The following is a 24,209-nucleotide window of genomic DNA, read 5'->3' on the forward strand; positions in this document are numbered from 1 at the left end:
GACTGACCCGGCTTCGGTTGCGGCCCGCTGCACGGGCGGAGTGGCCGGGGCCGTCTGGGCTGCCGGGGCGCCGGGGATCACCGCGATCCGGCGGACCAGCGGGAGCCGTGCAGGCACCGGCGCACGGTCGGCACCGGCACCGACCCCGGCACCGACCGGGGAAACGGCGGCCCGCTGGACGGCATGGGAGCCGTCGGCACCGAGCACGGCCGCAACGGGAGCGGGCGTACGGCCACCGGTACCGGGTGCACCACCCGCCGGGGCGTTCCGCCCACCGCCGGACCGGTCCGGGCCCTTCCCCGCGTCGGAGGCCCGCGAGCGTTCTACGCCGGAGGCCGACGGCAAGGGGTCGGAGCCACCCCGGCCAGCGCTCGCCCCGACCGCAGGCGCGGCCTGCGCGGACACGGGAGCGCCCTTCACCGAACCACCGGCACCAGCACCGGTACCGGCACCCGACGCACCCGCACCCGCACCCGCACCCGCACGCGCGCCCGACGTACCCGCACCCGCACCCCGCCGCAGCGGCCGCGCAGCCTGCGCACCGAGTGCGGGCGGCGCTTCCACCTCCGGCACGGCGTCCGTAGCGGCCGGATGCAGCGCCCTCAGCAGCAGCGGTCCGCCGCCACTGTGGGTGGAGGGTCCGACGGCGGGGCGGGCGACGCCGCGCAGAAGGCCGGCCGGGGCGGTCGGCAGCAGGGCGTGGGCGAGACCGGTGTCGAAGGACGGATCGCGCCAGGCGGCCAGCCCGTCCCGGAAGGCGAGCCCGTCACTGACGCCCATCGGCGCGCGGGCGACGGTGAGAAGGGGCGGCGCGGTACGACGCCAGCCGCCGTCCCAGTCCGCGGGCACGCCCGTACCCCGGACGGCGACGGCCTCCTGGACCGCACCCTCCGCACCCGCATCCGGACTCGGACCCGCACCCGCACCCGCAGCCGCGCCCGCGCCCGGCACGGCGGCGCGCCGGCGCACCCTGTCCCGCCAGGCCATCTACTCAACCACCTTCGTTCATCCGCGAGTTGATCCGAGCGATCTCGGCGACCCACTGCCGGCGTTCGTCATGGGTCAGGTCGAGGATCTCGTCGCGCCGCCAGTGGAAGTGGTAGGCGACGTACGCGATCTCCTCCCTGAGCCGGGGGAGCGCGTACGTCACGATTCCCCCAGGCGCCCACCGGAGAGGTCGACCTCGAAGCCGCCCTCGCAGTGCGGGCAGGTGACCGCCGCGCGGGTGTGGCCCTCGCTGTTGACGCGCCGGTAGAAGTCCTGGAGGAACGCGACGTCCGTCGCGTACATCCGCTCCACGACCCCGGCGTGCACGTCGGTGACGGTGCCGAGCCGGGTGATGACCTGGCTGAGCAGCACCACGCTCAGGTACGCCGGGTTCTCCTTGACCCGCAGGTCGATCTGGGGCCGCAGCTCGTCGCGGGCGGTGGCCAGGCGCATCGAGCCGTGCCGGTGCAGGGTGCCCGCCTCGTCCACGTACCCGCGCGGGAGTTCGAACTCGAACTCGGTGCGCAGCGCGTGCTCCTCCCGCGGCGCCGGAGCGGCGGCGGAGGGGGCCGCCGGTGCCGGGGCCGTGGCGGGCGCCGTGGCCTGGAGGATCTCCTCCAGGTTGCCCGCCGTCACCGTTCGTCGCCTCATTCGACGATGATCTCCTCGAACACGATGGTCACGGACTCGGTGGCCGCGGCGGACTCGCCGGCCTTGAGCGAGGGCCCCTCCCACTTGGAGGCCCATCCGTTCATCAGCTGGATGCGGCGGACGGTCTCGCCCGTGGAGTCCTTGATCTCGATGGTGAGGTTCTGCCGGGCGGTGTCGACGGCCCCGTTGTTAAGGGTCTCCTTGATCCACTTGGTGAACTCGCTGCTCTTGTCGAGTCCCCGGGTGATCGTGACCTCGCCGGCCTGGCGGGCGCCGGGCTGCTTGCGGATGATCTGCTTGCCGTCCTTGCTGACCTGACGGACCTCGACCACCTCCTCCTCGACGGTCAGGCCGCTGATCTCCTGGATCGACTCGACCAGGTAGCCACCGAGCTGTACGCCGAAGATGTGGGTGGAAAGAGCATCGCCCTCTGCCATGACTGTCTGTCACCTTTCCTTGTTGCTCGTCCCGGTCGTCCCGGGCTTGGCGGACCCGCAGGTCACTCGTCGACGAGGCTGGTGCTGTCGGAGAACTGCGCCAGCCGGAACACCACGAACTCGGCCGGCTTGACCGGTGCCACGCCGATCTCACAGATCACCCGGCCCTGGTCGATCGACTCCTGCGGGTTGTTGTCCCGGTCGCACTTGACGTAGAACGCCTCCGCGGCCGTCCGGCCGAACAGCGCGCCGTTTCGCCACTCCTCGGTGAGGAACGCGGTGACGTTGCGCCGGATGCTCGACCAGAGCCGGTCGTCGTTCGGCTCGAAGACCACCCACTGGGTGCCCAGGAGGATGGACTCCTCCAGGTAGTTGAAGAGGCGGCGCACGTTCAGGTAGCGCCAGGCCGGATCGGAGGAGAGGGTGCGGGCGCCCCAGATCCGGATGCCCCGGCCGGGGAAGGCCCGGACGCAGTTCACCCCGATCGGGTTGAGCAGGTCCTGCTCGCCCTTGCTCAGCCGCAGCTCCAGGTCGACCGCACCGCGGATCACCTCGTTGGCGGGGGCCTTGTGCACGCCGCGCTCGGCGTCGCTGCGCGCCCACACGCCGGCGATGTGACCGCTCGGCGGGACGGTCGTGTTGCGCCCGGCGGCGGGGTCGAAGACCCGGATCCACGGGTAGTAGAGGGCGGCGTAGCGGGAGTCGTAGCCCGCCTCGTCGTTGCGCCAGGTCCGCACCTGCTGGGCGGAGAGGCCGGGCGGGGCGTCCAGGACGGCGACCCGGTCGCCCATCTGCTCGCAGTGCGAGATCACCGCGAGCTGGACGGTGCGCACACCCTCGGCGTCGATGTCACCGCGCTGGTGGGCGCCCATCAGGTCGGGCACCGCGACCATGGTGATCTCGTCGATGGTCTCCAGGCCGGCGAGCCCGGTACGGGCCGCCGCGTCGCCGACGTACTCGGCCGGGTCGAGCCGGGCCACCGGGCCCCGGCCGGCGGCCGGAGCGGGCACCGCGGCCGGGGCGTCGGGCAGCGCCACGGTCTGGCTCGCGGGCCGGCTCTGAGTGGCGCCGCGCTGCTCGGTGACCTCGATCAGTGCCGAGCTGCGGGCCTGGGTGACGAGGTAGCCCTTGACGTTCCTGCGGGCGGACACCTCGTACGTCTCGGCCACCGGGCCGTCGCGGCGGACCAGCAGTTTGAACCGGTCCTCGGGCGGGTTCTCGCCGTCCGGGTCGGCGATCTCCACCGACACGCCGGTGACGCCGGGCCGGGCCGCGAGCAGGAACCCGCCGAGCTCGACGGGCTCCGCCGCGCGCTGCCCGGTGCCCGCGGCGGCGGCCGGCGCGGAGCCGTCCCGGTCGGAGCCGCCGACCCGGACGACGTACGCGGCGCCGCCGCCGTTGGCGAAGTACCCGTAGACCGCGTGCGGCAGGTAGGCGCCCTCGGTGAACCCGCCGAAGCTCCGGGAGTACTGGTCCCAGCTGGTGACGAGCGTCGGCTCGTGGAACGGGCCGCTGTGGGCGAACCCGACGAACGCGGCGACTGCGGTGCCGACCCCCTCGATCGGGCGAGCACCGGACTGCACCTCCTCCACGTAGACACCCGGGGTGAGGTACGTCGGCATGCTCGCTCCTTCGTGTCACTGGTCTTCGGCGGACTTCAGTGGTCTTCGGCGGTCTTCCGCGGGCGTCGGCCCGGCGCTGCGGACCGGCCCGGTGCCGCGGACGTCGGACGGCGGTCCACGGACTCGGTCGTGCACCGTCGCGTCCCGCCCCCAGCCTTTCCGGCGGCCGCCGCCGGTGGGAGGGACGCGGGTGCCAGCCCGGGGGCAACCGCGCTGCCCTCCCCGGCCGCCGCGCCGACCCGTCGGCCGCCCCCCGGTCAGGCCCGCGTGACCTGGGCCACGTACGGGCCGAACTCGCCCTCCAGCACCAGCCGGCCGAGCTTGCGGTACTCCTGCGCGACCGCCGTCACCACCTGGGCCATCGTCAGCGGTCCGCCCGACTCGGCGGCGAGGTACGCGGCGGTCACCGCGCAGGCCCGGATGGAGCCGCCGGCCAGTTCGAACCGGTCCGCGCAGAAGCCGAGGTCGAGGCCCTCGGCCCGGGGCACCCGGTCGCCCAGGCAGCGGTCCCACAGGGCGAGGCGCTGGGCCGCGTCGGGCACCGGGAAGTCCGCGATCACGTCCAGGCGGCGGGTGAACGCCTCGTCCAGGTTGGCCCGCAGGTTGGTGGTCAGGACGGCGATGCCGTCGAAGGACTCCATCCGCTGGAGCAGGTACGCGGACTCCATGTTGGCGTGCCGGTCGTGGGCGTCCTTGACCTCCGAGCGCTTGCCGAAGATCGCGTCCGCCTCGTCGAACAGCAGCACCGCGTTGACGGCCGAGGCCTCGGTGAAGATCCGCTCCAGGTTCTTCTCGGTCTCGCCGACGTACTTGTCGACCACCGTGGAGAGGTCCACCACGTACAGGTCCATGCCCAGGTCCGCCGCCACCACCTCGGCCGACATCGTCTTGCCGGTACCGGACGAACCCGCGAACAGCGCGATCACCCCGCGCCCGCGCCCGCCGCCGGGCCGCATGCCCCACTGCCCGAGCACCTGCTCGCGGTGGCGGGCACGGACCGCGAGCTCCCGCAGGCTGCGGTGGGTGGGGGCGGGGAGCACCAGGTCGTCCCAGCCGACCGCGGGCTCGACCCGGCGGGAGAGGCGGGCGAGCCCCGCGCCGTTCTGGGCCCGGACGGCGGCCCGCAGGTCGTCGGGGGAGACCGGGCGGCCGTCGAGTGCGGCCGTGCGCACCGCCGTCCCGGCGGCGCGCCGCAGCTGCCCGGCGTCCAGGCGGTGCGCGGAGACGGACCGGGCGAGCGCGTCGGCCCCGCCCTCCCCCATTCCCCCAGCCGCGCCGTGAGACCCGCCGGCCCCCGTGCCGTGCTCCTCGCCGGCCCGCTCCAGGGCGTGCCGCCAGCGCGCGACGTGCCGGTCGGGGGCGGGGGCCGCCACCGTCAGGGTGACGGGGGTGTCGGCCGCCCAGGCGGGCTCCCAGCCGCTGGTCCCGTAGGTGAGGAAGGGGATGCCCCGCAGGACGCCGCACAGCGTGCGCAGGACGCGGGCCCGCTCCTCGGGCCGGTCGGGCAGCTCCTCCAGCGGCCCCAGCAGGACGCCCGCGCCCAGCAGCCGGGCCTCGCGGGCGACGGCCCGGGCGAGGCCGGGCACGGCGCGGGGGTCCTGGGACAGCGCCGCCGCGTCCAGGCCCAGCGGTCGCAGCCCGCCCGCGTGCAGCGCGGCGACGGCCAGCCCCTCGGGATCGCCGCCGCGGCTGCGCAGGTGGACATGGCCGGTACCGGTACCGGCCGCGGCGGCGGCCCGGCGCAGCTCGGCCGGGTCGACCGCCGGATCACCGGTCGGGCTGCCGAGCACGCCGGTCAGCAGCGGGTCGGGCGACTCCTCGCCCAGCAGGTGCGCGGTGACCCGGTCCGGGACGGCCAGCACCCGGGACAGGGGCGGCCGTTCGGGCTCGGCGACCTCCAGCAGACCGCCCGCGACGAGCGGCGCGGAGGGAGCCAGCCGGAACCGGGCCGCCCCGAGCCCGCGGTGCCCGCACAGGTCGAGGGCGAGCCCGACGGTGGGCCGGCGGCGCGACAGGTCGTCGTTGAGGTAGCCGTAGAACCGCTCGAAGCGGGCGTCCAGGTCCGGGGCCAGCGCGACCAGCAGCAGGTCCAGGTCCAGGGGCGTCAGGGCGAAGCGGGCGGCCAGCACCGCCAGCGGCGAGCCGGGCGGCGGAGCGTCGGGCGCGAGCAGGGCGCCCGGGGCGGGCAGGGCGGGCCGGTGCCCCTCGTCCAGGAGGCGGTCGACCGCCTCGGGCGTGAGGTACTGGCCGCGGTACGGATCGTCCGGATCGGGGTCGACGGCGCGCCGGAGCGCCACGGCGGTGCGCACCCGCTCCTCGACGACCCGCAGCCGCGTCCACAGGTACGGGGTCGGGGCCGGGGCCGTCGTCCCGGCCGGGGGTTCCACGGTCCGCGTCACGGCTGCCGATCCCCGCGTCGGCGGCGCGCGGGGGCCCGCCCCCGCTCCCGGGAGCCGCCGAAGCCCTCCGGACCGGGCTCCCCCACCTCCGCGTAGCGCAGGCGGCGCGCCGACTGCGGCTCCTCCGGTCCGGTCCGGGCCGCGGCGCGCACGACGAGCCCCTCGGTGACCGGCGGGGCGACGGCCGTGGTGGCCCCGGCCAGCGGTGCCCGCACCCGCAGCCCGAGCGAGGGCTTCAGCTCGCCGCCCAGCGCCGACCACACGTCGGAGGCGGCGGGCGCGTCGAGCCCGGTGCCGCCGCCGTCCAGGCCCACGATGAGGCCGAGCTCGGCGAGCGAGCCGGTGAGCAGGTGCGGGGCCAGCGCGTCGGTGGACACCAGGCACGTCAGCACCTGGGAGAGCAGCCGGTGCTCGTCCTGCGGCCGGCTCGCCCAGGCGGTGACGAGGTACGTCAGCTCGAACCAGCGGGCCGGGGCGCGGCGCGCGGCGAGGAAGCCGTCCGCGTCGTACACCTCGCCCGCGCCGCTGGCGCGCCGGGTGTGGTCCTCGCGGACGTCGTACAGGAACACGCACACCGTCGGCGCGCTGCGGCGGGCCGCCCAGTCGCGCGTCGGCGCGTCGAACACCACCTCGACGCCCGACGCCTCCAGGCCGGACTCCGCGAGCAGCCGGCGCAGCCCCTCGTCGACTTCGTGGATCATCGGCGGATCACCTCGTTGGGCGGCTGGATCGTGCCGCCGACCACCAGGAACCCGGTCTGCACCGGGGAGAAGCCGGGGCCGCTCGCGGTGATGACGCGAGGCCCGGTCTGGTCCTTGGCGAGGATCAGCAGCTGGCCGGTGAACCGGCCGTCCGGCCCGGGGACGGTCGGCGCCGCCGCGGCCGTGATGCCCGGCTGCCAGCTGAACCGAACCGGCGCGCCGGGCGGGAAGTCCTCACCGCGCACCGAGGTGACGAAGCCGGGCTTGCCGATCGGCGGGACGGCGACGATGCGCGGCTGGAGGATCCGCAGCTGCCGGCCGGCCTCGTTGTCGCCGGGGTCGGCGTCCGTGCCGGTGGTGGTGAGGGTGCCGGTCACCTGGCCGGTGAGGGCCTTGTCGGGGCTGAGGACGACCTGGACGACCGTCCGGGCGCCCGGGGCCAGGTCGGGCAGCGCGCACACCCAGCTCTGGTCGCAGCCCGGCGGCGGTCCGCCGTGGGGTACGCCCTCGGGCAGGCCGACGCGTAGCCGCAGACCGGTGGCCAGTCCGTTGCGGCCGTTGCTCACGGTGTACGTGACGACCACGCGACCGCCCACGTAGCCGGGGTTCGGCTGCGCCGTGAGGCTCAGTCCGGGGCCGGCCGGTGGCTCGGGCGGCAGCGGGGGCGGTGTCGGGGCCGGCGGCGGCACGGGGGCGGGTGTCGGGCTCGCGGGCGGGGTCAAGGTCGCCGGAGGAGTCGACGGAGGGGCCGACGGCAGGGTGGGCGTCGGGGTGGGCGTGGGCGTTGCCGTCGGCGTGGGCGTCGGCGTCGGCGGTTCGGGCGCCGGCCTCACCGGCACCACGGTCCGCCCGGTGTTGTCGCTGGGCCGGGGGTCCAGGACGGCACCGGTGACCGACCAGTCCAGCGGCTGGTCACCGGGCGCGACCCCGGTGAGGGTGACCGTCACCGGCACGGTGGTGCCCGGACGCAGCACGCCGAGGGCGCAGACCAGCGCCGCCGCGTCACAGGTGGCACCGGGCGCGGCGAGGCCCGTGACGGCCACCCCGAGCGGGGGCGCGACGGTCAGCCTCGTCCCGGGCGAGGCCGCCGGGCCGTGGTTGACGACGTCCACCCGGACGGTCGCGGAGTCGCCCACGGTGAGTGGTGCGGCGGTGCCGGGCGCCTGGACCGCGAGGTCCACGGACTGCTGGACGCCCGGTTCCTTCTGGCGGCCCGGCAGACCGCCGGTGAGCCAGGTGCGGGCGCCGGAGGCCACGTTCACCAGGGAGAGCTTCTCCGGGCTGTTGGCGGGCAGGGCGGCCCGGGAGCTGATCACCAGAGCCCTGCCGTCGGACGTCCAGGCGGCGTCGCGGGGCTGGAACGGGCCGGTGGCCGTGGTGTCGGGCAGCTCCCGGCGGCAGGCCCCCGGCCGGTCGCGGGCCGCGTCGGGCAGCAGTACCCGGCAGCCGCCGCCCCGCACGGCGGCGAGCAGGATGCCGTTGCGCTCGTCGGTCCGGCCGGCGCCGTTCTTGCGGTTGAAGGCGATGGTGGCGCCGTCCGGGGAGAACGCCGGGCTGTCGTCGATGACCTCGCAGGCGCCGGGGCAGACGGTGGCGCTCAGGTCGCGCTGCCGGTCCAGGTGGTCCACGGGCACGGTCCACACGTGCTTGTTGCCGCCCCGGTCGTTGATCATCTGGTTGCGGGTGAAGGCCAGGGTGGTGCCGTCGGAGGACCAGGTGGGCTGGGCGTCGCCGCCCCGGGCCTGCCCCGCGGGCGGGACGATCTCGCTGCGGATCGCGCCGGTGGCGGCGTCCGCGATCAGGATCCGCCCGGGGCCGGCGTCACCGCCGACGCCGCCGGGAGAGGTCCGGGTGAAGGCCAGGTAGCGGCCGTCCGGGGAGAAGGTCGGGTCGGTGTCCCAGTCCCTGGGGCCGCGCCCCGCCAGCGGCAGCGGCACCGGGTCGGTGCCGTCGGCGTCCGCGATCCAGATCCGTTCGATCCGCGCCTTCGGCGTGTCCTTCGGCGTCTCCTTCGGGGTGTCCGTCGGGGCATCCTCGAAGCGGGTCACCACGATCCGGCGCCCGTCGGGCGTGTAGGTCTGCCGCTCGGTCCACGGGTCGGAGCCGGCGGCGGGCCGGAACAGCGGGTCCTTGGTCGGATCCGTCTCGGTGTCGGCCGCCGGGTCCTCCTTGAGGACGGTCCGGCCGAGGTCACGGGGGTCGGAGCCGTCCGGCCGGACGTCCTGGAGGGTCACCTCGTGCGGCCCGGCCGCGGTGGTGCGCTCGACCACCGCCCCGCCGCCCTGGAGCGGACCGAGCCAGGTGGCCGGTCCGACCTCGCGGTCCTCGCTGAGCACCACCTGCGGTTCGTCCGCCGAGAGCGCCCTCACCCGGAAGACGTGGTCCCAGTCGCCCTCGCAGGAACACGTCCGGTCGGGGCTGAGGAAGAGCAGGTCGTTCCCGTCGGGCAGCCAGGCTGCCCCGTGCGTGCGCCAGTCCGCCCGTGGGCCCGCCAGCAGCGGCCCTGCGGTGCGCCCGTCGGTCCACCGCAGCCGGGGTCCGGCCGGTCCGGTGGCGGTGTACGCGATCCGGTCCCGCGTCGCCGCCTCGTCCACCGGGTTCCACACCGGCTCGGTGCCCGTGCCGTCGGCGGGGTCGGAGACGCGGGTGGCGGCGCCGCCCCGCAGCGGCCGTACGTAGACCTGCCGGCCGGCGGCCGGGTCGGCGTCGGAGGAGTACGCCAGCCGCGCGCCGTCGGGCGAGACCGTGGGGTGCTCCTCGTTCGCGGGGGTGTCGGTCAGCCGGGTGAGGCCGGTGCCGTCGGTGCGCACCAGCCACAGGTCGCGCTGGGTGCCACCGGCCCCGGCGGGCTGCGCCGCGTCGAAGACGACCGACCTGCCGTCCGGGGTCAGCCGCGGGTTCGCCGCGTCCAGACCGCTGGTCAGGCGGCGCACCGAGCCGTCGGCGGCGCGCAGGTAGACCTGCGGGGCCTGCTCGTCGCGGCGGCTCGCGAAGACCAGCCGGTCGCCCAGGGCGGCGGGCCCGGCGTCGAAGTGCGCCGGGCCCTCGCCGAACAGCGGGGTGCTCGACGTGCCGGTCGCCACCCGGCCGAGGCTCCGGTGGCGGGTGCCGGCGTACGCGATCCGGCTGTCCCCGGCATCGGCCGCCGGGGCCCTGGCCTCGGTGTCGCCCGGGCCGGCGGCCGCCGTCACCGCGAACAGGGGGGCCAGCAGCAGCAGTGACGCACCGGCCCTCCCCCAGCGGTGTCGCCGACTGCCGGAGTCACCCGCGCCGCCCATCACGGTCCACCTCACAGTCCGGTCCAGCTTCCACGTCCGACGGCGCCACCCTGCCGCCCCGCCCGCGCGGACCGGCAGGGCCCCAGGGCCGCGCCGGGGGGAAGCACCGGCTGCGCTTTCGGGCAGCCGGTGCCCCGCGGCGGTCAGATCAGACCGTTGCGCAGCGCGTAGCCGACGGCGTGCGAGCGGTTGCGCAGTTGGAGCCGGGTGATGACCTCGTGCAGGACGTTCTTGACGGTCCGTTCGGAGTACGAGGTGTTGCGCGCGATCTCCGCGGTGTCCAGGCCCTCCGACACCAGGCGCAGCATGTCGGCCTCGCGCGGGGTCAGGGTGGACAGGGAGACGGCGTGCGGGTCGAGTGCCGAGCGCTGCAGGCTGCCGACGTGGTCGAGGAGCTTCGCGAGCAGGTCGCCGGGCAGCACGCCCTCGCCGTTCGCCATCGCCAGGACCAGTCGCAGCAGCCGGTCCTGGTCGGCCTCGGCGCGCCGCAGCACCGCGGTGACCCCGCATTCGATGGCGCGCTGCAGGGCGTCCCCCGAGTCGAAGGTGCCGACCACGAGCCCGGTGCGGGTGGCGGAGTTGTGGCGCAGCCGGTACAGCAGGGCGGCCGTCTCGTCGTCCACGCTGTCCACGGCGACGAGCGAGACCCGCGCGTCGTGCGCGTCGGCGTCGTCGACCAGCTCGATCTCGGGCCGCTGGCGCAGCTGCTGGACTATCCCGACGTGCAGGACCGGGTCGGAGGCGTACACGGCCACGGTGACCCTGCGGACGGGGCTGCCGGGTACCGGGTCGTGCGGGGGCCGGGCCTGGGCCGAAGCCGGAGCCGGATCCGGGAACTGGGCCGGGGAGTGAGCCGGCGACTGGGCCTGGGGATGGACCCGGGAATGGGCCTGGGCCTGGACCGGGACGGTCGGCCGCCGGGTGCCGGGGCCGGACGGGTGGATGGTGCCTTTGAGGTCGGTGTGGAGCATGAGGTGTACCTGTTCCATGATGCGTATGAGGTAAGTACCGCAGGGTCGAAAGTCAACAAAGTTGCTGGCCAAGGGAGTTGGGAGGCGTCCGCGGGGGCATCGCGGCTGCCCGGGGCCTTGCCCCCGCGTCCGTGGAGGCGGGCGGGGCGGCGGCGTAGCGTCGCGGCGTGACGACCCCAGCAGCCACTCCCAGCCCCGGCGCGCCCGGCCTCGACATCCCGTCGGTGACGGTGACGCCGGGCGGTACCGCGTCCACCACCCTGACCGTTCGCAACGACGGCGACATCGTCGAGGCGTACCGCCTGGAAGTCGTCGGTGACTGCGCCGCCTGGACCACGGTCGAACCGGATCGCGTCTCCCTCTACCCCGGCACCTCGGAAACGGTGACGATCCGCCTGGCGCCCCCGCGCTCGCCGCAGGTGCGGGCGGGCGAGGTGCCGCTGGCCGTCCGGGTACTGCCCACCGAGCACCCCGAGGCGGTCCGGGTCCCCGAGACCACCGTGCACGTCGAGGGGTTCCGGGAGCTGCGGGCCGAGAGCGCTCCCAAACGCCGCCGCGGCTGGCTGCGGGGGCGTTACCGCCTCGCCGTCCGCAACGAGGGCAACCGCCCGGTCCAGGTGGGATTCACCCCGGCCCAGCCCGGCGAGGAGCTGAGGTTCGACTTCCGCCCCGCGCAGCGGAGGCTGGAGCCGGGCGAGTCGGCGGAGGTGGCGCTGCGGGTCCGCACCGGGAAGCCGGTGTGGTTCGGGAAGCCGGCGACCTGGCCGTTCACCGTCACCGTGGCGGAGACCGCCGCCGAAGCCGGAGCAGGCGCCAAGCCCGGTGCCAAGCCCGCTGCCAAGCCCGGCACCAAGCCCGTCTCCGGGCCCGGCGACGCCGGTGGGGACGACCGGGACCTGCCGCGGCCGGAGGCCGAGTTCGTCCAGATACCGGTCTTCCCCACCTGGCTGCTCGCCGCCCTGGCGGCGCTCCTCGCACTGCTGCTGGCCTGGTTCCTGCTGGTGCGCCCCGCCGTGCGCAGCACGGCCCGGGAGGCCGCCGACCAGGCGGTCCAGAAGCAGCCGTCGCCCACCGCGGAGGCGCTCGGCCAGACCTCGGCGGTCAACCCCGGGCAGCCGGGAGCCGGAGCCAGGAGCACCCCGCCCGGGGCGGGCGCCACCGGCAGCGGAACCGGTACGGGAACGGGCACCGGCACGGGCGGCGACACCGGGACCGGCCTGGGCGGCGGGCAGCAGAGTTCGGCCACCATCGACATGACGACCGCCGGCGGGCAGAGCAAGACCGGCACCTACACCGTCCCCGCGGACCGGACGTTCGGGATCACGGACATCGTCGTCGCCAACTTCCAGGGCGACGAGGGCGTCGTGACGATCAACTTCGGCGATCGCAAGGTCACGACGATCGCGCTGGAGACGTTCCGCAACCAGGACTACCACTGGGTCACCCCCATCAGGATCACTGAGAACCAGACCGTGACGGTCCAGGTGACCTGCGCGAAGCCGGGCACCCCGGCCACCGGCGTTCAGGCGCAGGAGTGCCACGAGGTCCTCAACGTGAGCGGCGTGCTGAGCAGCCTCAGGTGAACAGGCGCCACAGGCATCGTCTGTCAGGTCGCCCGCTGAGCAAAGGGGAGCCCGCGCCATCCCGTCCGAAAACCGACCCCGGGGATGGCGCAGAGGCGCCCCTCCTGTGACTGTACATTCTCATCATTGAGCCGAAACGGCCTCGAACACCTCACTCGGCCCACAATCTGACGACCACTCAAATACGGCTGGATCCAGCCCCTCCCCGGCGGCCGCCGCAGGCGCGGTCGGCCGCCGGTGCCGTCGGTCCCCGGCGCGGTCAGTCCCCGGTGCGCCGTCGGGCCGAGTCTCAGGTCAGTCCCCGGTGCGCCGGCGGGCCGAGTCGCCGGCCAGCGCCCGGTCGTGCTGGTACGCCTCCTCGGCCCACTGCGCGAGGTCGCGCAGTTCGGCCTTGAGCTGGTCCCAGGTCTTCATCAGGGAGCCCATCGTCCGGATCTCGAAGGGGACCATCATGGCGCCCTCCTCCTCGTGCGGGTCGATCTGGTTCATACCGCCGAACACGCTCTGCTGGGGCACCTGGGGAACGCCCTTCAGCGTCGACTCGGCGAACGCGAGGAGGGACACCTCGGGGCCGTCGATCTGCCGGGTGGCGTTGTCGCGGAAGTCCAGCTTCCCGCTCCCGTCTCCGGGATCCTCCTGGAAGTCCGAGAGCAGGTCGACGATCGTCCCGCTGTTGTCCTTCAGGAAGTCCTGGTACGCGGGGTCGAGGAGGTCGCGGACGTCCGTGAGCTTGGACCGGGACAGCACGGCCGTCAGGTTCTTGATCTGGCCGCTGTCCTGCTCCTGCGCGAGGTAGTCGGCCATGGCCGCGACCTGCATGAAGAACAGCTGGCTGTAGCCGTCCAGGGCGTCCTCCTCCTGCCGCTTGCGCTTGCGCGGCTGGCCCTGACCCTGTTGGTACAGCTCCACGATCTGCGCGGCGAACTCCCTCGACTGGGAGAGGCGGAACCGGGCACGGCGGTTCGGCGCCCCCGCGACGTCGGGAGCGGCGCCCCGGAGGTGGTCGAAGAACATCGGCATCCCGGCCAGCGGCACACCGACCGAGTAGTGCACGAACAGCCCGTCGCCCATGCCCTGGGCGCCGGCGTAGTCCGGGAAGTCGAGACCCGGGGCGACCCGGGCCCCGCGCCCCGCGGGCAGGATCTCCAGGTCCAGGCCCATGCCCGCCAGGGGAGCCTTGTCGGCCGCCTGGTAGAACGCCTCGCGCACCGTCCGGATCTCGTCGACCAGTCGTTCAAGGGCCGCCGGCCCGGACTCGCTCCCGGAGCCGACCACCGCGACCGCCCCGGTCACGAACTCCACGTTCGAGTACTCGGCGCCGCCGCGCAGCTGCCGCTTGTCGGAGACGACCTTGAAGTCGGCCGTGGTGCTCTGGGCCAGGTCGGTGTCGCCCGCGTACACCTCGCCCCCGGCGGTCTCGACGGGCATGTCGACCTCCGTCTCGAACCCCAGCTTCCGCTGCACGGCCGCCCCGGCCGCGCCCGCGGTCCCGGCCGCCCCGCCGTGCTGGGCCGGCTGGGCCGGCCCCGGCCGGTCGGCCGGGCGCGCCATCACCCGCCGCGCGTTGGCCTCGGCCGCGCGCTCGAACGCGTCACCGGGATCGCTGACCCGCAGCCCGTCCCCCCGGTCGGTACCGGCGACGGCCCCCTTCCGCTGCTGGATCACATGGGTCAGCTCGTGCGCGAGGGTGTGCCTGTCCCCTCCCCCGTGCCCGATCACGACATCGCTGCCGGACGTGTAGGCCCGTGCCCCGATCTCGGCGGCCGACCGCTGGGCCGCCCGCCCGGTGTGCACCCGCACGTCGGAGAAGTCCGCGCCGAGCCTCCCCTCCATCTCCTCGCGCACCGGTCCTTCGAGCGGCCGCCCGGCCCCCCGCAGCACCTGGTGCACGCTGGAGCGCTGCACGGGGTCCGCACCCTGCTCCCCCCGCTCGCCCTGCACCATCCGTGCCACGGCCGCGTTCCCGATGCTCCGCTGCAGCTCACGGGCCTGCTCCGGGGACACCGACCCCACCACGGGCCCGCCCACCCGCGGTTCCCGGCCCTTGCGGTCACCCCCGCCGGCCCGCTCGCCGCCGTGCCCCCTGTGATCGTCCGCCCTTGCGCGCACTGGCCCTCCCGGTCGTCTACCGCTGCCTTACCCCCTTCTCCCTACACCCGGGCGGCTGCCACCCCCTTCCCCGAAAGTGCAGCCCTGGGTCCATGCCGCCTGCCCGGCCCTGCACCGCGGGGCCCTGCCCTGGCACCCACCACGACGGCGCGTGCCAGGAGCAACGGCCTGCGTCGGCACGCTCAGGGGCCGGTCATCAGCCCCGCGCGGTAGGCGATCACGACGGCCTGGGCGCGGTCGCGAGCGCCGATCTTGGCGAGGACCCGTTTGATATGGGTCTTGACGGTGGATTCGGCCAGGAACAGCTCCGCGGCGATCTCGCTGTTGGAGCGGCCCTCGGCGGCCTGGCGCAGGACTTCGCGCTCACGCCCGGTGAGGCGGGCCAGCCGGTGGTCCTCGACCGGCCCGGCGGGCGGTCCGATAGGCGTTCCGGTAGGTGGTGGTGTCGCGGCCAGCCGCTCCATCAGTTCCCGGGTGACCGCCGGGTCGAGCAGGGCCTGGCCGGCCGCGAGGGTGTGGACGGCGTCGATCAGCCGCTCGGGGGAGGCCCGCTTGAGCAGGAACCCGGCGGCGCCCGCCCGGACCGCGCCCCAGACGTACTCGTCATGGTGGAATGTCGTCAACACCAGCACCCGGGTGGGGAGTTCTGCGGCGACGATCCGGCGGGTCGCCTCGATCCCGTCGATGCCGGGCATCCTGACGTCCATCAGCAGGACGTCCGGGCGCAGGGTGCGGGCGAGTTCCACCGCGCGCAGGCCGTCGGCGGCCTCGCCGACCACCTCGATGCCGTCGTCCGTGCCGAGGACGAGGGCGACCCCGGCCCGCAGGATGGCGTCGTCGTCGGCCAGCAGGACCCTCGTCCGGCCGGTGTCGGTCACCGCAGCGGGAGCAGTGCGCGCAGCTGGAACCCGCCCCCGTCACCTCCCCCGTGGCGCACGGTGCCGCCGAGTACCGCGACCCGCTCGGCGATGCCCAGCAGCCCCCGCCCGGGGGTGTAGCCGGCCGCCGGGCCGAGGCCGTGGTCGCGGACCACGACCTCCAGCCCGTCCCCGGACCGGTCGACCGAGACCTCGGCGGTGGCGGCGCCGCCGTGCTTGACGCTGTTGGTCAGCGCCTCCTGGACGATGCGGTAGGCGGAGCGGTCGACGGTGGCGGGTATCCGCCCGACGGACCGGTCGAGCCGGACGGTCACCTCCACGCCCGCCTGGGCCAGCCGGGCCGCCAGGCGGGGCAGGTCCGCCAGGCCGGGCTGCAGGCTCGGCGCCGGGCCCTCGACCGGGTCGGATACGGCGGCGCGCCGCAACAGGCCGAGCACCCGGTCGAGTTCGTCCAGCGCCTCGCGGCCGGTCTGCTCCAGCCCGGTGAGCAGCTCCCTCGCCCGCCCCGGGTCGCGGTCCAGCGTGCGGCGGGCCGCGCCGGCCTGGACCAGCATGACGTTCACCGAGTGCCCCACCAGGTCGTGCAACTCCCGTGCGATCCGGGCCCGTTCGTCGGCGGCGACCTGGTGGCGCAGGCCCCGGCGGGCGAGCGCGCGCTCCTCCTGGCGCCGGGCGGTGGCATAGCCGAGCGCCCAGGCCAGCAGCCAGAGGAACAGCACCCCGCCGGGGATCTCCGGCAGACCGTCGGTGCGGTCCGCGAAGTACCCGGCCATGCCGAGCAGCACCAGGACGGGCCCGGAGCGGGCCCGGGCGCGGGTGGCGTACAGACCGACCGAGTACAGGCCGATCAGGTTGGCGTAGGGCGAGACCGGGTCGGCCACCAGCCACTGCGCCTCCGCCGCGAGGGCCGCCGAACCGGCCAGGTAGGCGGCCACCGGAGCCGTCCGGCGCAGCGTCAGCACGCCCGCGATCACGGCGGTGAGCAGTAGCGCGGCGGGCATCCGCCCGTCGATCCGCTCGGCGGTGCCGATCCGCTCCGCCGTCATCACCACCAGGAACGCCCCGGCCAGGACGCCGTCGACGACACCCTCGCCGGGTCGTACCGCCCGGACGGCGGCGGCCGCGCGGCGCACCGCTCCGTCGGGCCGCGGAGAGGGTCGGTGCGGAAGAGGCGGGCGCGGGAGGGGCGGGCGCGGGAGAGGTGAACCCGGGAGGGGCGGGCGCGGCGGGGCCGGGGAATCGGGCGGTCGGCTCATCGGTGCTCCGGTGGGTCGCTCCGGCCGCCGGGCGGTGGCCGCTTCGCACGATAGCGAGGCACTCCGGCCGCCGCATCGTCCCGGTGGGGTACGTCCGCCCACCCCCGCCGGGGCGGCCGACCCCCGGGGCGGTAGCACCGCCGCCCCCGGTCGGGGGACTCCCCCGGCCCGCGCCGGTTCCTACGCTCCGGGCATGACTTCCACCAGCACCGGGGCGCCCCGGCGCCGCCGGGCCGGCTGGCTCGCGGTGACCGTCTCGGCCACCGCGATCGCCCTGCTCGCCGCGCCCTACCTCACCCTCGACCCGGACACCTTCCTGGAGGACCAGCGGACCACCTACCAGGCCCATCTGCCCGCGCTGATCCTGCATGTGGGCGGGGCCATCACGGCCCTGCTGCTCGGCCCCTGGCAGTTCCTGCCCCGGCTGCGGCCGCGCCTGCCGGCCCTGCACCGCTGGACCGGCCGGGTCTACCTGCCGGCCGCCGCGGCCACCGGCATCGGCGGCCTGCTGCTGGTCCCGGTCGGCCTGTACCCGCCGTTCGCCCCGGCCGGGTTCGCCGTGCTCGCCGTCCTGACCCTGGTGAGCACCGCGACGGCCTTCGCGGTGATCCGACGCGGCGAGGTGGCCCGGCACCGGATCTGGATGGTCCGCTCCTACGCGTTGATCTTCACCGGGGTGACCTTCCGCCTCTGGCTGATCGCCCTGGCCGGCACCGGAGTCTCCTTCGAACTCGCCTACACCACCGGCGCCTGGGCCGGCTGGGCACTGAACCTGCTGGTCGCCGAGCGCCTGATCACCCGCCTGCGCCGCGAGGGCTGACCCGCCCGCGGCGGCCGCAAACCCACTGGCCGGGGAAGCTCCCAGGCCTGCAGAATCACGGCCATGCCCCGCTTCCTCTGCGGCCGTTGCCGACACCCCCTCACCGCACCGGTCACCAGGATCGCGGTGCCGCCACCGGTCCCCCCGTCCGAAGACTCCGGCGTCCGGACCCGACCGGCCCGCATGCCCCGCGGCACCTACGCCCCCAACCCCCGGCCGAGCGAGTCCGCCCACGACCTGCCCGGCTTCCTCGTCCACCCCGACGACGCCCTCGACCTCCCACAGCACCCCGACCCCCTACGGTCAACCGGCTGCTGCCAGGGCCCCTCCGGCACCGACGGCCCCAACCTCCTCTGCCCGGGCTGCGCCCACGAAGTCGCCACCCGCCAAGCCGACTGCTACACCCAGGACCAGATCGCCTTCACCCCAGCCGCAGTCTGCCTCTCCTTCACCGACGCCTGACCACACCCCACTTCGCCCGACGCCGCCCCACACCGGCCCGCCGGAGCATCCGCGCCTGGCCGAAGACCCCGCCTGGCACCCGAAAGCCGAGCTTCCCAGCTCCGACAGGAGTTCTGCGACACGGTCCGGCAGCGGTGGCAGCGGCGGGGCGACGGTGGCGCTGACGGCTCGCGCCAGGGGGGGAGTCGGTCATCACCGCGCCAGGGTACGGACCTTGGCTGCAACGTGCGCGCCCGAAGGACCGGATGCTACGGCTGGTGGAACCGCACCTCCGGGTACGCCGCCGACGGGCCGTTCAGCAACGGTGCTTTCGTGCCCCGCAGTTGGGTGTCGACGAACGCGTCGATGTACGTGCGGGTGATGGCGTCGACGCGGTCGCCGTCGAGGGGCTGCATCGGTGAGCCGAGCTGCTTGGCCAGCGGCGCCAGATCGGTGAAGGAGAGGTGCTCGGTGCCGTCTACGCTCAACCAGCGCTTCCACCCGGTCAGTTCGTTCCAGGTCTCGTCCCAGGTCGGGTCGGGGCCCGCGGGTACGTGACTGGGCTTGCCCAGCATCAGGACCGGCCGGTCCAGCGGTGTGTCGTTGGGGAACCGGAAGTTGCCGTCCATGTTCACCGCCGCCTTGATGCGCCGGTCCCCCAGCATGGCCGGGATGGCGCTGAAGCCGCCGGCCGAGTGCCCCACCATGACGACCCGGCCGGTGTCAACCTGGACGCCGCTCTGCCGGGCGGCCTGCCCTGAGGCGAGTTCGTCGAGCACGAAGGAGACGTCCGCGGCACGGACCGCACCGACCTTGGGGTAGTCCGTGTTCTCGCAGGCCACGCAGGAGGTCGTGTGCCCGTCGGGGAACGAGATGCCGTCGGCCTCGTAGTTGTGCCCGATCCCGGCCACGGCGTAGCCCCGGCCGGCGAGTTCCTCGGCGAGCCCGGTCAGGGTCGCCCGCGGCATCCCGAAGCCCGGCGACAGGACGACCAGGGGCAGTCCGCGCCACAGCTTCAACGGCTTGGCGTCCACGGTCGCGTGGGTCGCCACCTTGGTCATCAGGTCCGGCGGCAGGGGCAGTCCGATCGCCGCGACGTACCGGGTGGACTCCTCGGGGGTCATGTAGGGCGCGGGCGTGGCCGACGGGCGCACCGCCGGGTACCAGAGCGAGACCATCAACTCCCGGTCGCCCGAGGGCACCCACGGGTCGGCCCGGCCCTCGTCCGTCAGGTGCAGGACGGTCCGGCCGATCGGGAGCCTCCCGGAGGGCTCGGGCAACTGCAGTACGGCCGCGGACGGTTGGGCCGTCAGCGAATCGGCCTGAGCGGATACGGCAGAATCGGCGGACGCCGCCGTCGCCGTGGAGGCGGTTCCCGCCAGGGCCAGGGCGACAGCCGCCGCGCCGATCAGTAGTGCGCGCCTCATCAGGGTCCCTCCGTCGATACCCGTCGCGACGGACCGTCGCGAACCGATGCCTGAACACTAGGCATCGTGCGTGCACCCGCCATCAGCCCGTGGGCCTCATTCGACGTCAGGTCGTACCTCCCCGGGGATGCATCCCCGGGACTACCCCAGCCCCCGGGGCTACTGCGCCGCCACTCCGGCACCACCCGGACATCGGCAGGTCGAAACGCCGCTGCGCCCCGGACCCAGAAGGCCCGGGGCGCAGCGGCCGGCCGGCAGCAGACGGACCCGCCCTACTCGACCGTCACGCTCTTCGCCAGGTTGCGCGGCTTGTCCACGTCCCGCTTGAGCGCCACCGCGGCGTGGTACGCCAGCAGCTGCAGCGGGATGTTGAGCAGCAGCGGGTCCAGCTCGGGCTCGCTCTTGGGCACGAGGATGCAGTGGTCGGCGAGCTTCGCCTCGGGGCGGCGGTGCGCGATCGCGACGACCCGCCCGGAGCGGGCCTTGATCTCACCGAGGGTGGTGAGGTTCTTGTCGAGCAGCTCGTCGTCCGGCACCAGGGCGACGGTCGGCAGCTCGGGGCTGATCAGCGCCAGCGGGCCGTGCTTCAGCTCGCTCGCGGGGTACGCCTCCGCGTGGACGTAGGAGATCTCCTTGAGCTTCTGCGCGCCCTCGCGGGCCACGGGGTAGCCGCGCACCCGGCCGATGAACATCATGCCCTCGGAGTCGGCGTACCCGGCGGCGAGTTCGGCGATGGCCTCGCTCTGGTCGAGGATCTCCCGGATCTGGCCGGGCAGCGCCTTCAGTCCGGCCACGATCCGGCGGCCGTCGGCGGGCGAGAGGTCGTGGATGCGGCCGAAGTGCAGCGCGAGCAGCGCGAAGGCGACCACGGTGGAGGTGAAGGCCTTGGTCGAGGCGACCGAGATCTCCGGGCCGGCGTGCAGGTAGATCCCGCCGTCGCACTCGCGGGCGATGGCGCTGCCGACGGTGTTGACCACGCCCAGCACCCGCCCGCCCTTGCGCTTGATCTCCTGGACGGCGGCGAGGGTGTCGTAGGTCTCGCCGGACTGGCTGACCGCGACGTAGAGGGTGTCGGCCTCGATCACCGGGTTGCGGTAGCGGAACTCGGAGGCGGGCTCGCTGTGCGCGGGGATCCGGGACAGTTCCTCGATCAGCTGGGCGCCCATCTCGCCGGCGTAGTAGGCGGAGCCGCAGCCGAGGATCTTCACCCGGCGGATCTCGCGCAGCTCGCGGGCGTCCAGGTTGAGGCCGCCGAGGTGCGCGGTGGCGAAGCGCTCGTCGAGCCGGCCGCTGAGGGTGCGCTCGACCGAGCCGGGCTGCTCGTGGATCTCCTTGAGCAGGTAGTGCTCGTAGCCGCCGGTGTCGTAGGAGTCGATCTCCCAGTCCACGGTGGAGGGCTGGCGGTGGGTGGTGCGGGCGTCCTCGGTGAAGGTGCGGAAGCCGTCGGCGCGGACGGTGGCCAGCTCGCCGTCCTCCAGGTGGACGACCTGGCGGGTGTAGCGGACCAGCGCGGAGACGTCGGAGGCGGCGAACATCTCCTTCTCGCCGATGCCGAGCACGATCGGGCTGCCGTTGCGGGCGACGACGATCCGGTCGGGCTGCTCGGCGTCGACCACCGCGATGCCGTAGGTGCCGACGACCTTGCCGAGCGCGGCGCGCACGGCGTCCTCCAGTTCGGCGCCCTCCGCGGCGTGCGCGGCGATCAGGTGGGCCAGCACCTCGGTGTCGGTCTCGGAGCGGAAGACGGCGCCGTCGGCGGTCAGCTTGGCGCGCAGCTCGTCGGCGTTCTCGATGATGCCGTTGTGGACGACGGCGATCCGCGCCCCGCCCTCGGCCGGGGGCACGCCCATGGCACCGTCCAGGTGCGGGTGGGCGTTGGCGTCGCTGGGCACGCCGTGGGTGGCCCAGCGGGTGTGGCCGATGCCGGTGGTGCCCTTGAACCGGGCCGGTACGACGGCCGCGAGGTCGGCCACCCGGCCCTTGACCTTGCGGACCTTCAGGCCTCCGGTGCGGCCGGTGACGGCGACGCCGGCCGAGTCGTAGCCGCGGTACTCCAGTCGGGCGAGTCCCTCCAGCAGGAAGGGGGTCGCATCCTTGGGGCCGATGTAGGCCACGATTCCGCACATCTGGGTGGACTCCTTGGGAGGTGGAGGGAGGGACGGCGCCCAGCGGTCAGGCGCGGTGCTCAACGGTCAGGGGCGGTGCTCAGCGGTGGACCGGCTCGGCCGCGGGGACCGGCCTCAGCCGTAGACGATCCGGCGCAGCTGCCGGGCCGAGAGCGCGGGTGCCGCGACCCGCCGGGCGGGCAGCTCCTCGGCGAGCCGGGCGAAGATCAGCTCGTTGGTCAGGCCGCGCGCCTGCAGCTCACCGTGGCGGCGCCGGACGTACTCCTCGGTGCTCTCCGAGAAGTAGGCCAGGACCTCCGCCACGACCCGCGCCGCCTCCCGGGGCCCGAGCGGGCTGGTCCGGGTGAGGTGGGCGAGCAGGTCTTCGTGAGGGTGCGGTGAGCTGGACACGAGAGGGGAGCCTAGGCCGGAGCTCACGCGAGATCAAAGATCCTGCCCGAATTCGGGCAGACATCGAGGCTTTCGGCGGATCGGGCCCCTCGAAGCGCGCGGCCGACACGCCGACGCGGGGTCGCGGCCGCATCCACACGCCCTTGTAGCGGCGCCTCTTCGCAACGTAGCGTGATTCTCCGCATACGCATCGGAGATACGTATCGGAAGACCGGAGGCTTGCTGATGTGCGGGATCACCGGATGGGTCGCCTTCGACCGCGACCTCACCGCCGAACGTGCAGTGCTCGACGCCATGACAGCCACCCAGCTCTGCCGCGGCCCGGACGCCGGCGGCAGCCACCTGGAGCGACACGCCGCGCTGGGCCACCGCCGCCTCGCCGTGATCGACCCCGAGGGCGGCACCCAGCCGATGACGGTCGAGCACGACGGCCGGGTGCTGGCCGCGCTGACCTACAGCGGCGAGGTCTACAACCACCGCGAACTGCGGGCCGAGCTGGAGGCGCTCGGCCACCGCTTCCGCACCCGCAGCGACACCGAGGTGGTGCTGCACGCCTACCTGGAGTGGGGCGAGGGGCTCGCCGAGCGGCTCAACGGCATGTTCGCCTTCGCGGTCTGGGACTCCCGGACGGAGGAGCTGCTGCTGGTCCGCGACCGGATGGGCGTCAAGCCGCTGCACTACCACCCCACCCCGAACGGCGTGATCTTCGGCTCCGAGGTGAAGGCGGTGCTCGCCCACCCCGCCGTGCGGCCGGTGGTGGACCTGGACGGGCTGCGCGAGATGTTCGCCACCACCAAGTCGCCGGGCCGGTCGGTCTACCGGGGCATCGTCGAGGTGCGGCCCGGCCACGTCGTGCGGGTGCGCCGCCAGGGCGTCACCGTCCGCCGCTACTGGGCGCTGGAGGCCCGCGAGCACACCCACAGCCTGGACGCCACGGTCGCCACCGTCCGCGCGCTGCTCGACGACATCGTCCACCGCCAGCTGGAGGCGGACGTACCGCTCTGCTCGCTGCTCTCCGGCGGCCTGGACTCCAGCGCCGTCACCGCGCTCGCCGCCAAGGCGCTGCGCGAGGCGGGCGCCGGCCCGGTGCGCTCGTTCGCGGTCGACTTCACCGGCCAGAGCGAGCACTTCCAGCCCGACGAGGTCCGCTCGACCCCGGACGGCCCGTACGCCCGGATGCTGGCCCGGCACGTCGGCGCCGACCACAGCGTCATCGAGCTGGACAGCGCCTCGCTGACCGACCGGGCGCAGCGCGCCGCCGTGCTGCGGGCCCGGGACATGCCGGGCGGCTTCGGCGACATGGACACCTCGCTGCTGCTGCTCTTCCGGGGCGTGCGCGAGAAGTCCACCGTGGCGCTGTCCGGCGAGTCCGCCGACGAGCTGTTCGGCGGCTACCGCTGGTTCCACGACCCGCGGATGGTCGCCCTCGACGACTTCCCCTGGGTCGGCGCGGTGACCCAGCTCGGCGGGACGGGCGCCGGACCGCGCGAGCAGCTGATCGACCGGGGTCTGGCCGCCAAGCTCGACGTGCACGAGTACCGCCGGGCCCGCTACCGGGAGGCGCTGACCGAAGTCCCGCACCTGCCGGACGCCGACCCGGTGGAGCGGCGGATGCGCGAGATCTCCTACCTCAACCTGACCCGCTTCGTCTGCATCCTGCTGGACCGCAAGGACCGGATGAGCATGGCCAACGGGCTGGAGGTCCGGGTGCCGTTCTGCGACCACCGGCTGGTGCAGTACGTCTTCAACACGCCCTGGGCGATGAAGAGCTTCGACGGCCGGGAGAAGAGCCTGCTGCGCGCCGCCGTCCGGGACGTCCTGCCGGACGAGATCGCCGACCGGGTGAAGAGCCCGTACCCCGTCGTCCAGGACCCGCACTACCCGGCGCTGCTGCGGGCCGAGCTCGCCGAGCTGGTCGCCGACCGCAGCGCCCCCGTGCTCGGCCTGCTGGACCACCGGGCGCTGAGCGACGCGCTCGCCCCGGACACCGACCCGCAGTCCGTGCGGCTCGGCGTCGACCTGGCGCTGGAGCTCAACGCCTGGCTGACGGAGTACCAGGTCTCCCTGGAGCTCTGACCCGGTCCGACGCCGCTGCTCCGGTCGGCGCCACGGGCCCGCTGCTCCGACCGGCAC

Annotated in this window: 18 protein-coding genes; 4 read left to right on the forward strand and 14 right to left on the reverse strand. The window is 74.6% G+C overall.

All coding sequences use genetic code 11. The annotated features are described in order from the left end of the window. Positions 1-991: 991 nt before the first annotated feature. The 8 genes from ACGFZP_RS27345 to ACGFZP_RS27380 all read right to left on the reverse strand — a co-directional run bounded on the left by ACGFZP_RS27345 (position 992) and on the right by ACGFZP_RS27380 (position 11,064). A complete protein-coding gene (locus tag ACGFZP_RS27345) occupies positions 992-1,150 on the reverse strand; it encodes a DUF6760 family protein (RefSeq protein WP_392938022.1) in 159 nt (52 codons plus the stop codon). Further along, positions 1,147-1,638 carry a hypothetical protein gene (locus ACGFZP_RS27350; RefSeq protein ID WP_392938025.1) on the reverse strand — a complete coding sequence of 164 codons (492 nt, stop codon included), beginning with the start codon at positions 1,636-1,638 and terminating at the stop codon, positions 1,147-1,149. Before ACGFZP_RS27350 ends, ACGFZP_RS27345 begins: the two co-directional genes overlap by 4 nt. Then, positions 1,635-2,075: a phage tail protein gene (locus ACGFZP_RS27355; RefSeq protein ID WP_148648195.1), complete on the reverse strand. Its 441-nt coding sequence runs from the start codon at positions 2,073-2,075 to the stop codon at positions 1,635-1,637. Before ACGFZP_RS27355 ends, ACGFZP_RS27350 begins: the two co-directional genes overlap by 4 nt. A gap of 62 nt (positions 2,076-2,137) precedes the next feature. After that, a complete protein-coding gene (locus ACGFZP_RS27360; protein ID WP_392938028.1) occupies positions 2,138-3,697 on the reverse strand; it encodes a phage tail sheath family protein in 1,560 nt (519 codons plus the stop codon). Positions 3,698-3,954: 257 nt separating this feature from the next. Next, the gene (locus ACGFZP_RS27365; protein WP_392938030.1) at positions 3,955-6,096 is read right to left on the reverse strand and encodes an ATP-binding protein; all 2,142 of its coding nucleotides are present in this window, start codon (positions 6,094-6,096) and stop codon (positions 3,955-3,957) included. Continuing rightward, positions 6,093-6,797 (reverse strand): DUF4255 domain-containing protein, encoded by a 705-nt coding sequence (locus ACGFZP_RS27370; RefSeq protein WP_392938033.1) that lies wholly within the window; start codon positions 6,795-6,797, stop codon positions 6,093-6,095. Before ACGFZP_RS27370 ends, ACGFZP_RS27365 begins: the two co-directional genes overlap by 4 nt. Then, the gene (locus ACGFZP_RS27375; RefSeq protein ID WP_392938133.1) at positions 6,794-10,075 is read right to left on the reverse strand and encodes a hypothetical protein; all 3,282 of its coding nucleotides are present in this window, start codon (positions 10,073-10,075) and stop codon (positions 6,794-6,796) included. The genes ACGFZP_RS27370 and ACGFZP_RS27375 overlap by 4 nt, the downstream gene beginning before the upstream one ends. A gap of 143 nt (positions 10,076-10,218) precedes the next feature. Continuing rightward, positions 10,219-11,064: a LuxR C-terminal-related transcriptional regulator gene (locus ACGFZP_RS27380; RefSeq protein ID WP_392938035.1), complete on the reverse strand. Its 846-nt coding sequence runs from the start codon at positions 11,062-11,064 to the stop codon at positions 10,219-10,221. A gap of 149 nt (positions 11,065-11,213) precedes the next feature. Between ACGFZP_RS27380 and ACGFZP_RS27385 the strand changes: the two genes are divergently transcribed. Further along, positions 11,214-12,629 (forward strand): hydrolytic protein, encoded by a 1,416-nt coding sequence (locus tag ACGFZP_RS27385; protein ID WP_392938037.1) that lies wholly within the window; start codon positions 11,214-11,216, stop codon positions 12,627-12,629. A gap of 294 nt (positions 12,630-12,923) precedes the next feature. On the opposite strand, the gene ACGFZP_RS27390 is transcribed toward ACGFZP_RS27385, so the two are convergent. From ACGFZP_RS27390 to ACGFZP_RS27400, 3 genes are all read right to left on the reverse strand, one after another. Further along, positions 12,924-14,633 (reverse strand): DUF4157 domain-containing protein, encoded by a 1,710-nt coding sequence (locus ACGFZP_RS27390; protein ID WP_392938040.1) that lies wholly within the window; start codon positions 14,631-14,633, stop codon positions 12,924-12,926. Between the two features lie 287 nt (positions 14,634-14,920). Next, on the reverse strand, positions 14,921-15,616 hold the full coding sequence (locus ACGFZP_RS27395) for a response regulator (RefSeq protein WP_392938042.1): 696 nt from the start codon (positions 15,614-15,616) through the stop codon (positions 14,921-14,923). Further along, positions 15,613-16,749 carry a sensor histidine kinase gene (locus ACGFZP_RS27400; protein ID WP_392938045.1) on the reverse strand — a complete coding sequence of 379 codons (1,137 nt, stop codon included), beginning with the start codon at positions 16,747-16,749 and terminating at the stop codon, positions 15,613-15,615. Before ACGFZP_RS27400 ends, ACGFZP_RS27395 begins: the two co-directional genes overlap by 4 nt. 316 nt (positions 16,750-17,065) lie before the next feature. Here ACGFZP_RS27400 and ACGFZP_RS27405 point away from each other — a divergent pair, with 316 nt between their 5' ends. Further along, positions 17,066-17,692: a DUF2306 domain-containing protein gene (locus ACGFZP_RS27405; RefSeq protein ID WP_392938048.1), complete on the forward strand. Its 627-nt coding sequence runs from the start codon at positions 17,066-17,068 to the stop codon at positions 17,690-17,692. A 183-nt stretch (positions 17,693-17,875) separates the two neighbouring features. Continuing rightward, a complete protein-coding gene (locus ACGFZP_RS27410; protein ID WP_392938050.1) occupies positions 17,876-18,154 on the forward strand; it encodes a hypothetical protein in 279 nt (92 codons plus the stop codon). Positions 18,155-18,402: 248 nt separating this feature from the next. On the opposite strand, the gene ACGFZP_RS27415 is transcribed toward ACGFZP_RS27410, so the two are convergent. The 3 genes from ACGFZP_RS27415 to ACGFZP_RS27425 form a co-directional block, all read right to left on the reverse strand. Next, on the reverse strand, positions 18,403-19,560 hold the full coding sequence (locus tag ACGFZP_RS27415; protein ID WP_392938053.1) for an alpha/beta hydrolase family protein: 1,158 nt from the start codon (positions 19,558-19,560) through the stop codon (positions 18,403-18,405). A gap of 272 nt (positions 19,561-19,832) precedes the next feature. Continuing rightward, complete coding sequence (glmS, locus tag ACGFZP_RS27420; protein ID WP_392938054.1) at positions 19,833-21,686, reverse strand: glutamine--fructose-6-phosphate transaminase (isomerizing); 1,854 nt, start codon at positions 21,684-21,686, stop codon at positions 19,833-19,835. Between the two features lie 114 nt (positions 21,687-21,800). Then, entirely contained in the window at positions 21,801-22,076 is a 276-nt protein-coding gene (locus ACGFZP_RS27425; RefSeq protein WP_392938056.1) for a hypothetical protein, read from the reverse strand. Between the two features lie 225 nt (positions 22,077-22,301). On the opposite strand from ACGFZP_RS27425, the gene asnB reads away from it, so the two are divergent. Further along, a complete protein-coding gene (gene asnB, locus ACGFZP_RS27430) occupies positions 22,302-24,152 on the forward strand; it encodes an asparagine synthase (glutamine-hydrolyzing) (protein WP_392938058.1) in 1,851 nt (616 codons plus the stop codon). Positions 24,153-24,209: the final 57 nt, after the last annotated feature.

It is taken from the genome of Kitasatospora sp. NPDC048239 (genome assembly GCF_043202015.1).
GTDB lineage: Bacteria > Actinomycetota > Actinomycetes > Streptomycetales > Streptomycetaceae > Kitasatospora.

What these genes read in the sequence shown, in the direction of transcription:
- ACGFZP_RS27350 (WP_392938025.1), bottom strand. Translation starts at nt 1,638, where the DNA reads ATGAGGCGACGAACGGTGACGGCGGGCAACCTGGAGGAGATCCTCCAG.
- ACGFZP_RS27355 (WP_148648195.1), bottom strand. Translation starts at nt 2,075, where the DNA reads ATGGCAGAGGGCGATGCTCTTTCCACCCACATCTTCGGCGTACAGCTC.
- ACGFZP_RS27360 (WP_392938028.1), bottom strand. Translation starts at nt 3,697, where the DNA reads ATGCCGACGTACCTCACCCCGGGTGTCTACGTGGAGGAGGTGCAGTCC.
- ACGFZP_RS27370 (WP_392938033.1), bottom strand. Translation starts at nt 6,797, where the DNA reads ATGATCCACGAAGTCGACGAGGGGCTGCGCCGGCTGCTCGCGGAGTCC.
- ACGFZP_RS27375 (WP_392938133.1), bottom strand. Translation starts at nt 10,075, where the DNA reads ATGGGCGGCGCGGGTGACTCCGGCAGTCGGCGACACCGCTGGGGGAGG.
- ACGFZP_RS27380 (WP_392938035.1), bottom strand. Translation starts at nt 11,064, where the DNA reads ATGGAACAGGTACACCTCATGCTCCACACCGACCTCAAAGGCACCATC.
- ACGFZP_RS27405 (WP_392938048.1), top strand. Translation starts at nt 17,066, where the DNA reads ATGACTTCCACCAGCACCGGGGCGCCCCGGCGCCGCCGGGCCGGCTGG.
- ACGFZP_RS27410 (WP_392938050.1), top strand. Translation starts at nt 17,876, where the DNA reads ATGCCCCGCGGCACCTACGCCCCCAACCCCCGGCCGAGCGAGTCCGCC.
- ACGFZP_RS27415 (WP_392938053.1), bottom strand. Translation starts at nt 19,560, where the DNA reads ATGAGGCGCGCACTACTGATCGGCGCGGCGGCTGTCGCCCTGGCCCTG.
- glmS (WP_392938054.1), bottom strand. Translation starts at nt 21,686, where the DNA reads ATGTGCGGAATCGTGGCCTACATCGGCCCCAAGGATGCGACCCCCTTC.
- asnB (WP_392938058.1), top strand. Translation starts at nt 22,302, where the DNA reads ATGTGCGGGATCACCGGATGGGTCGCCTTCGACCGCGACCTCACCGCC.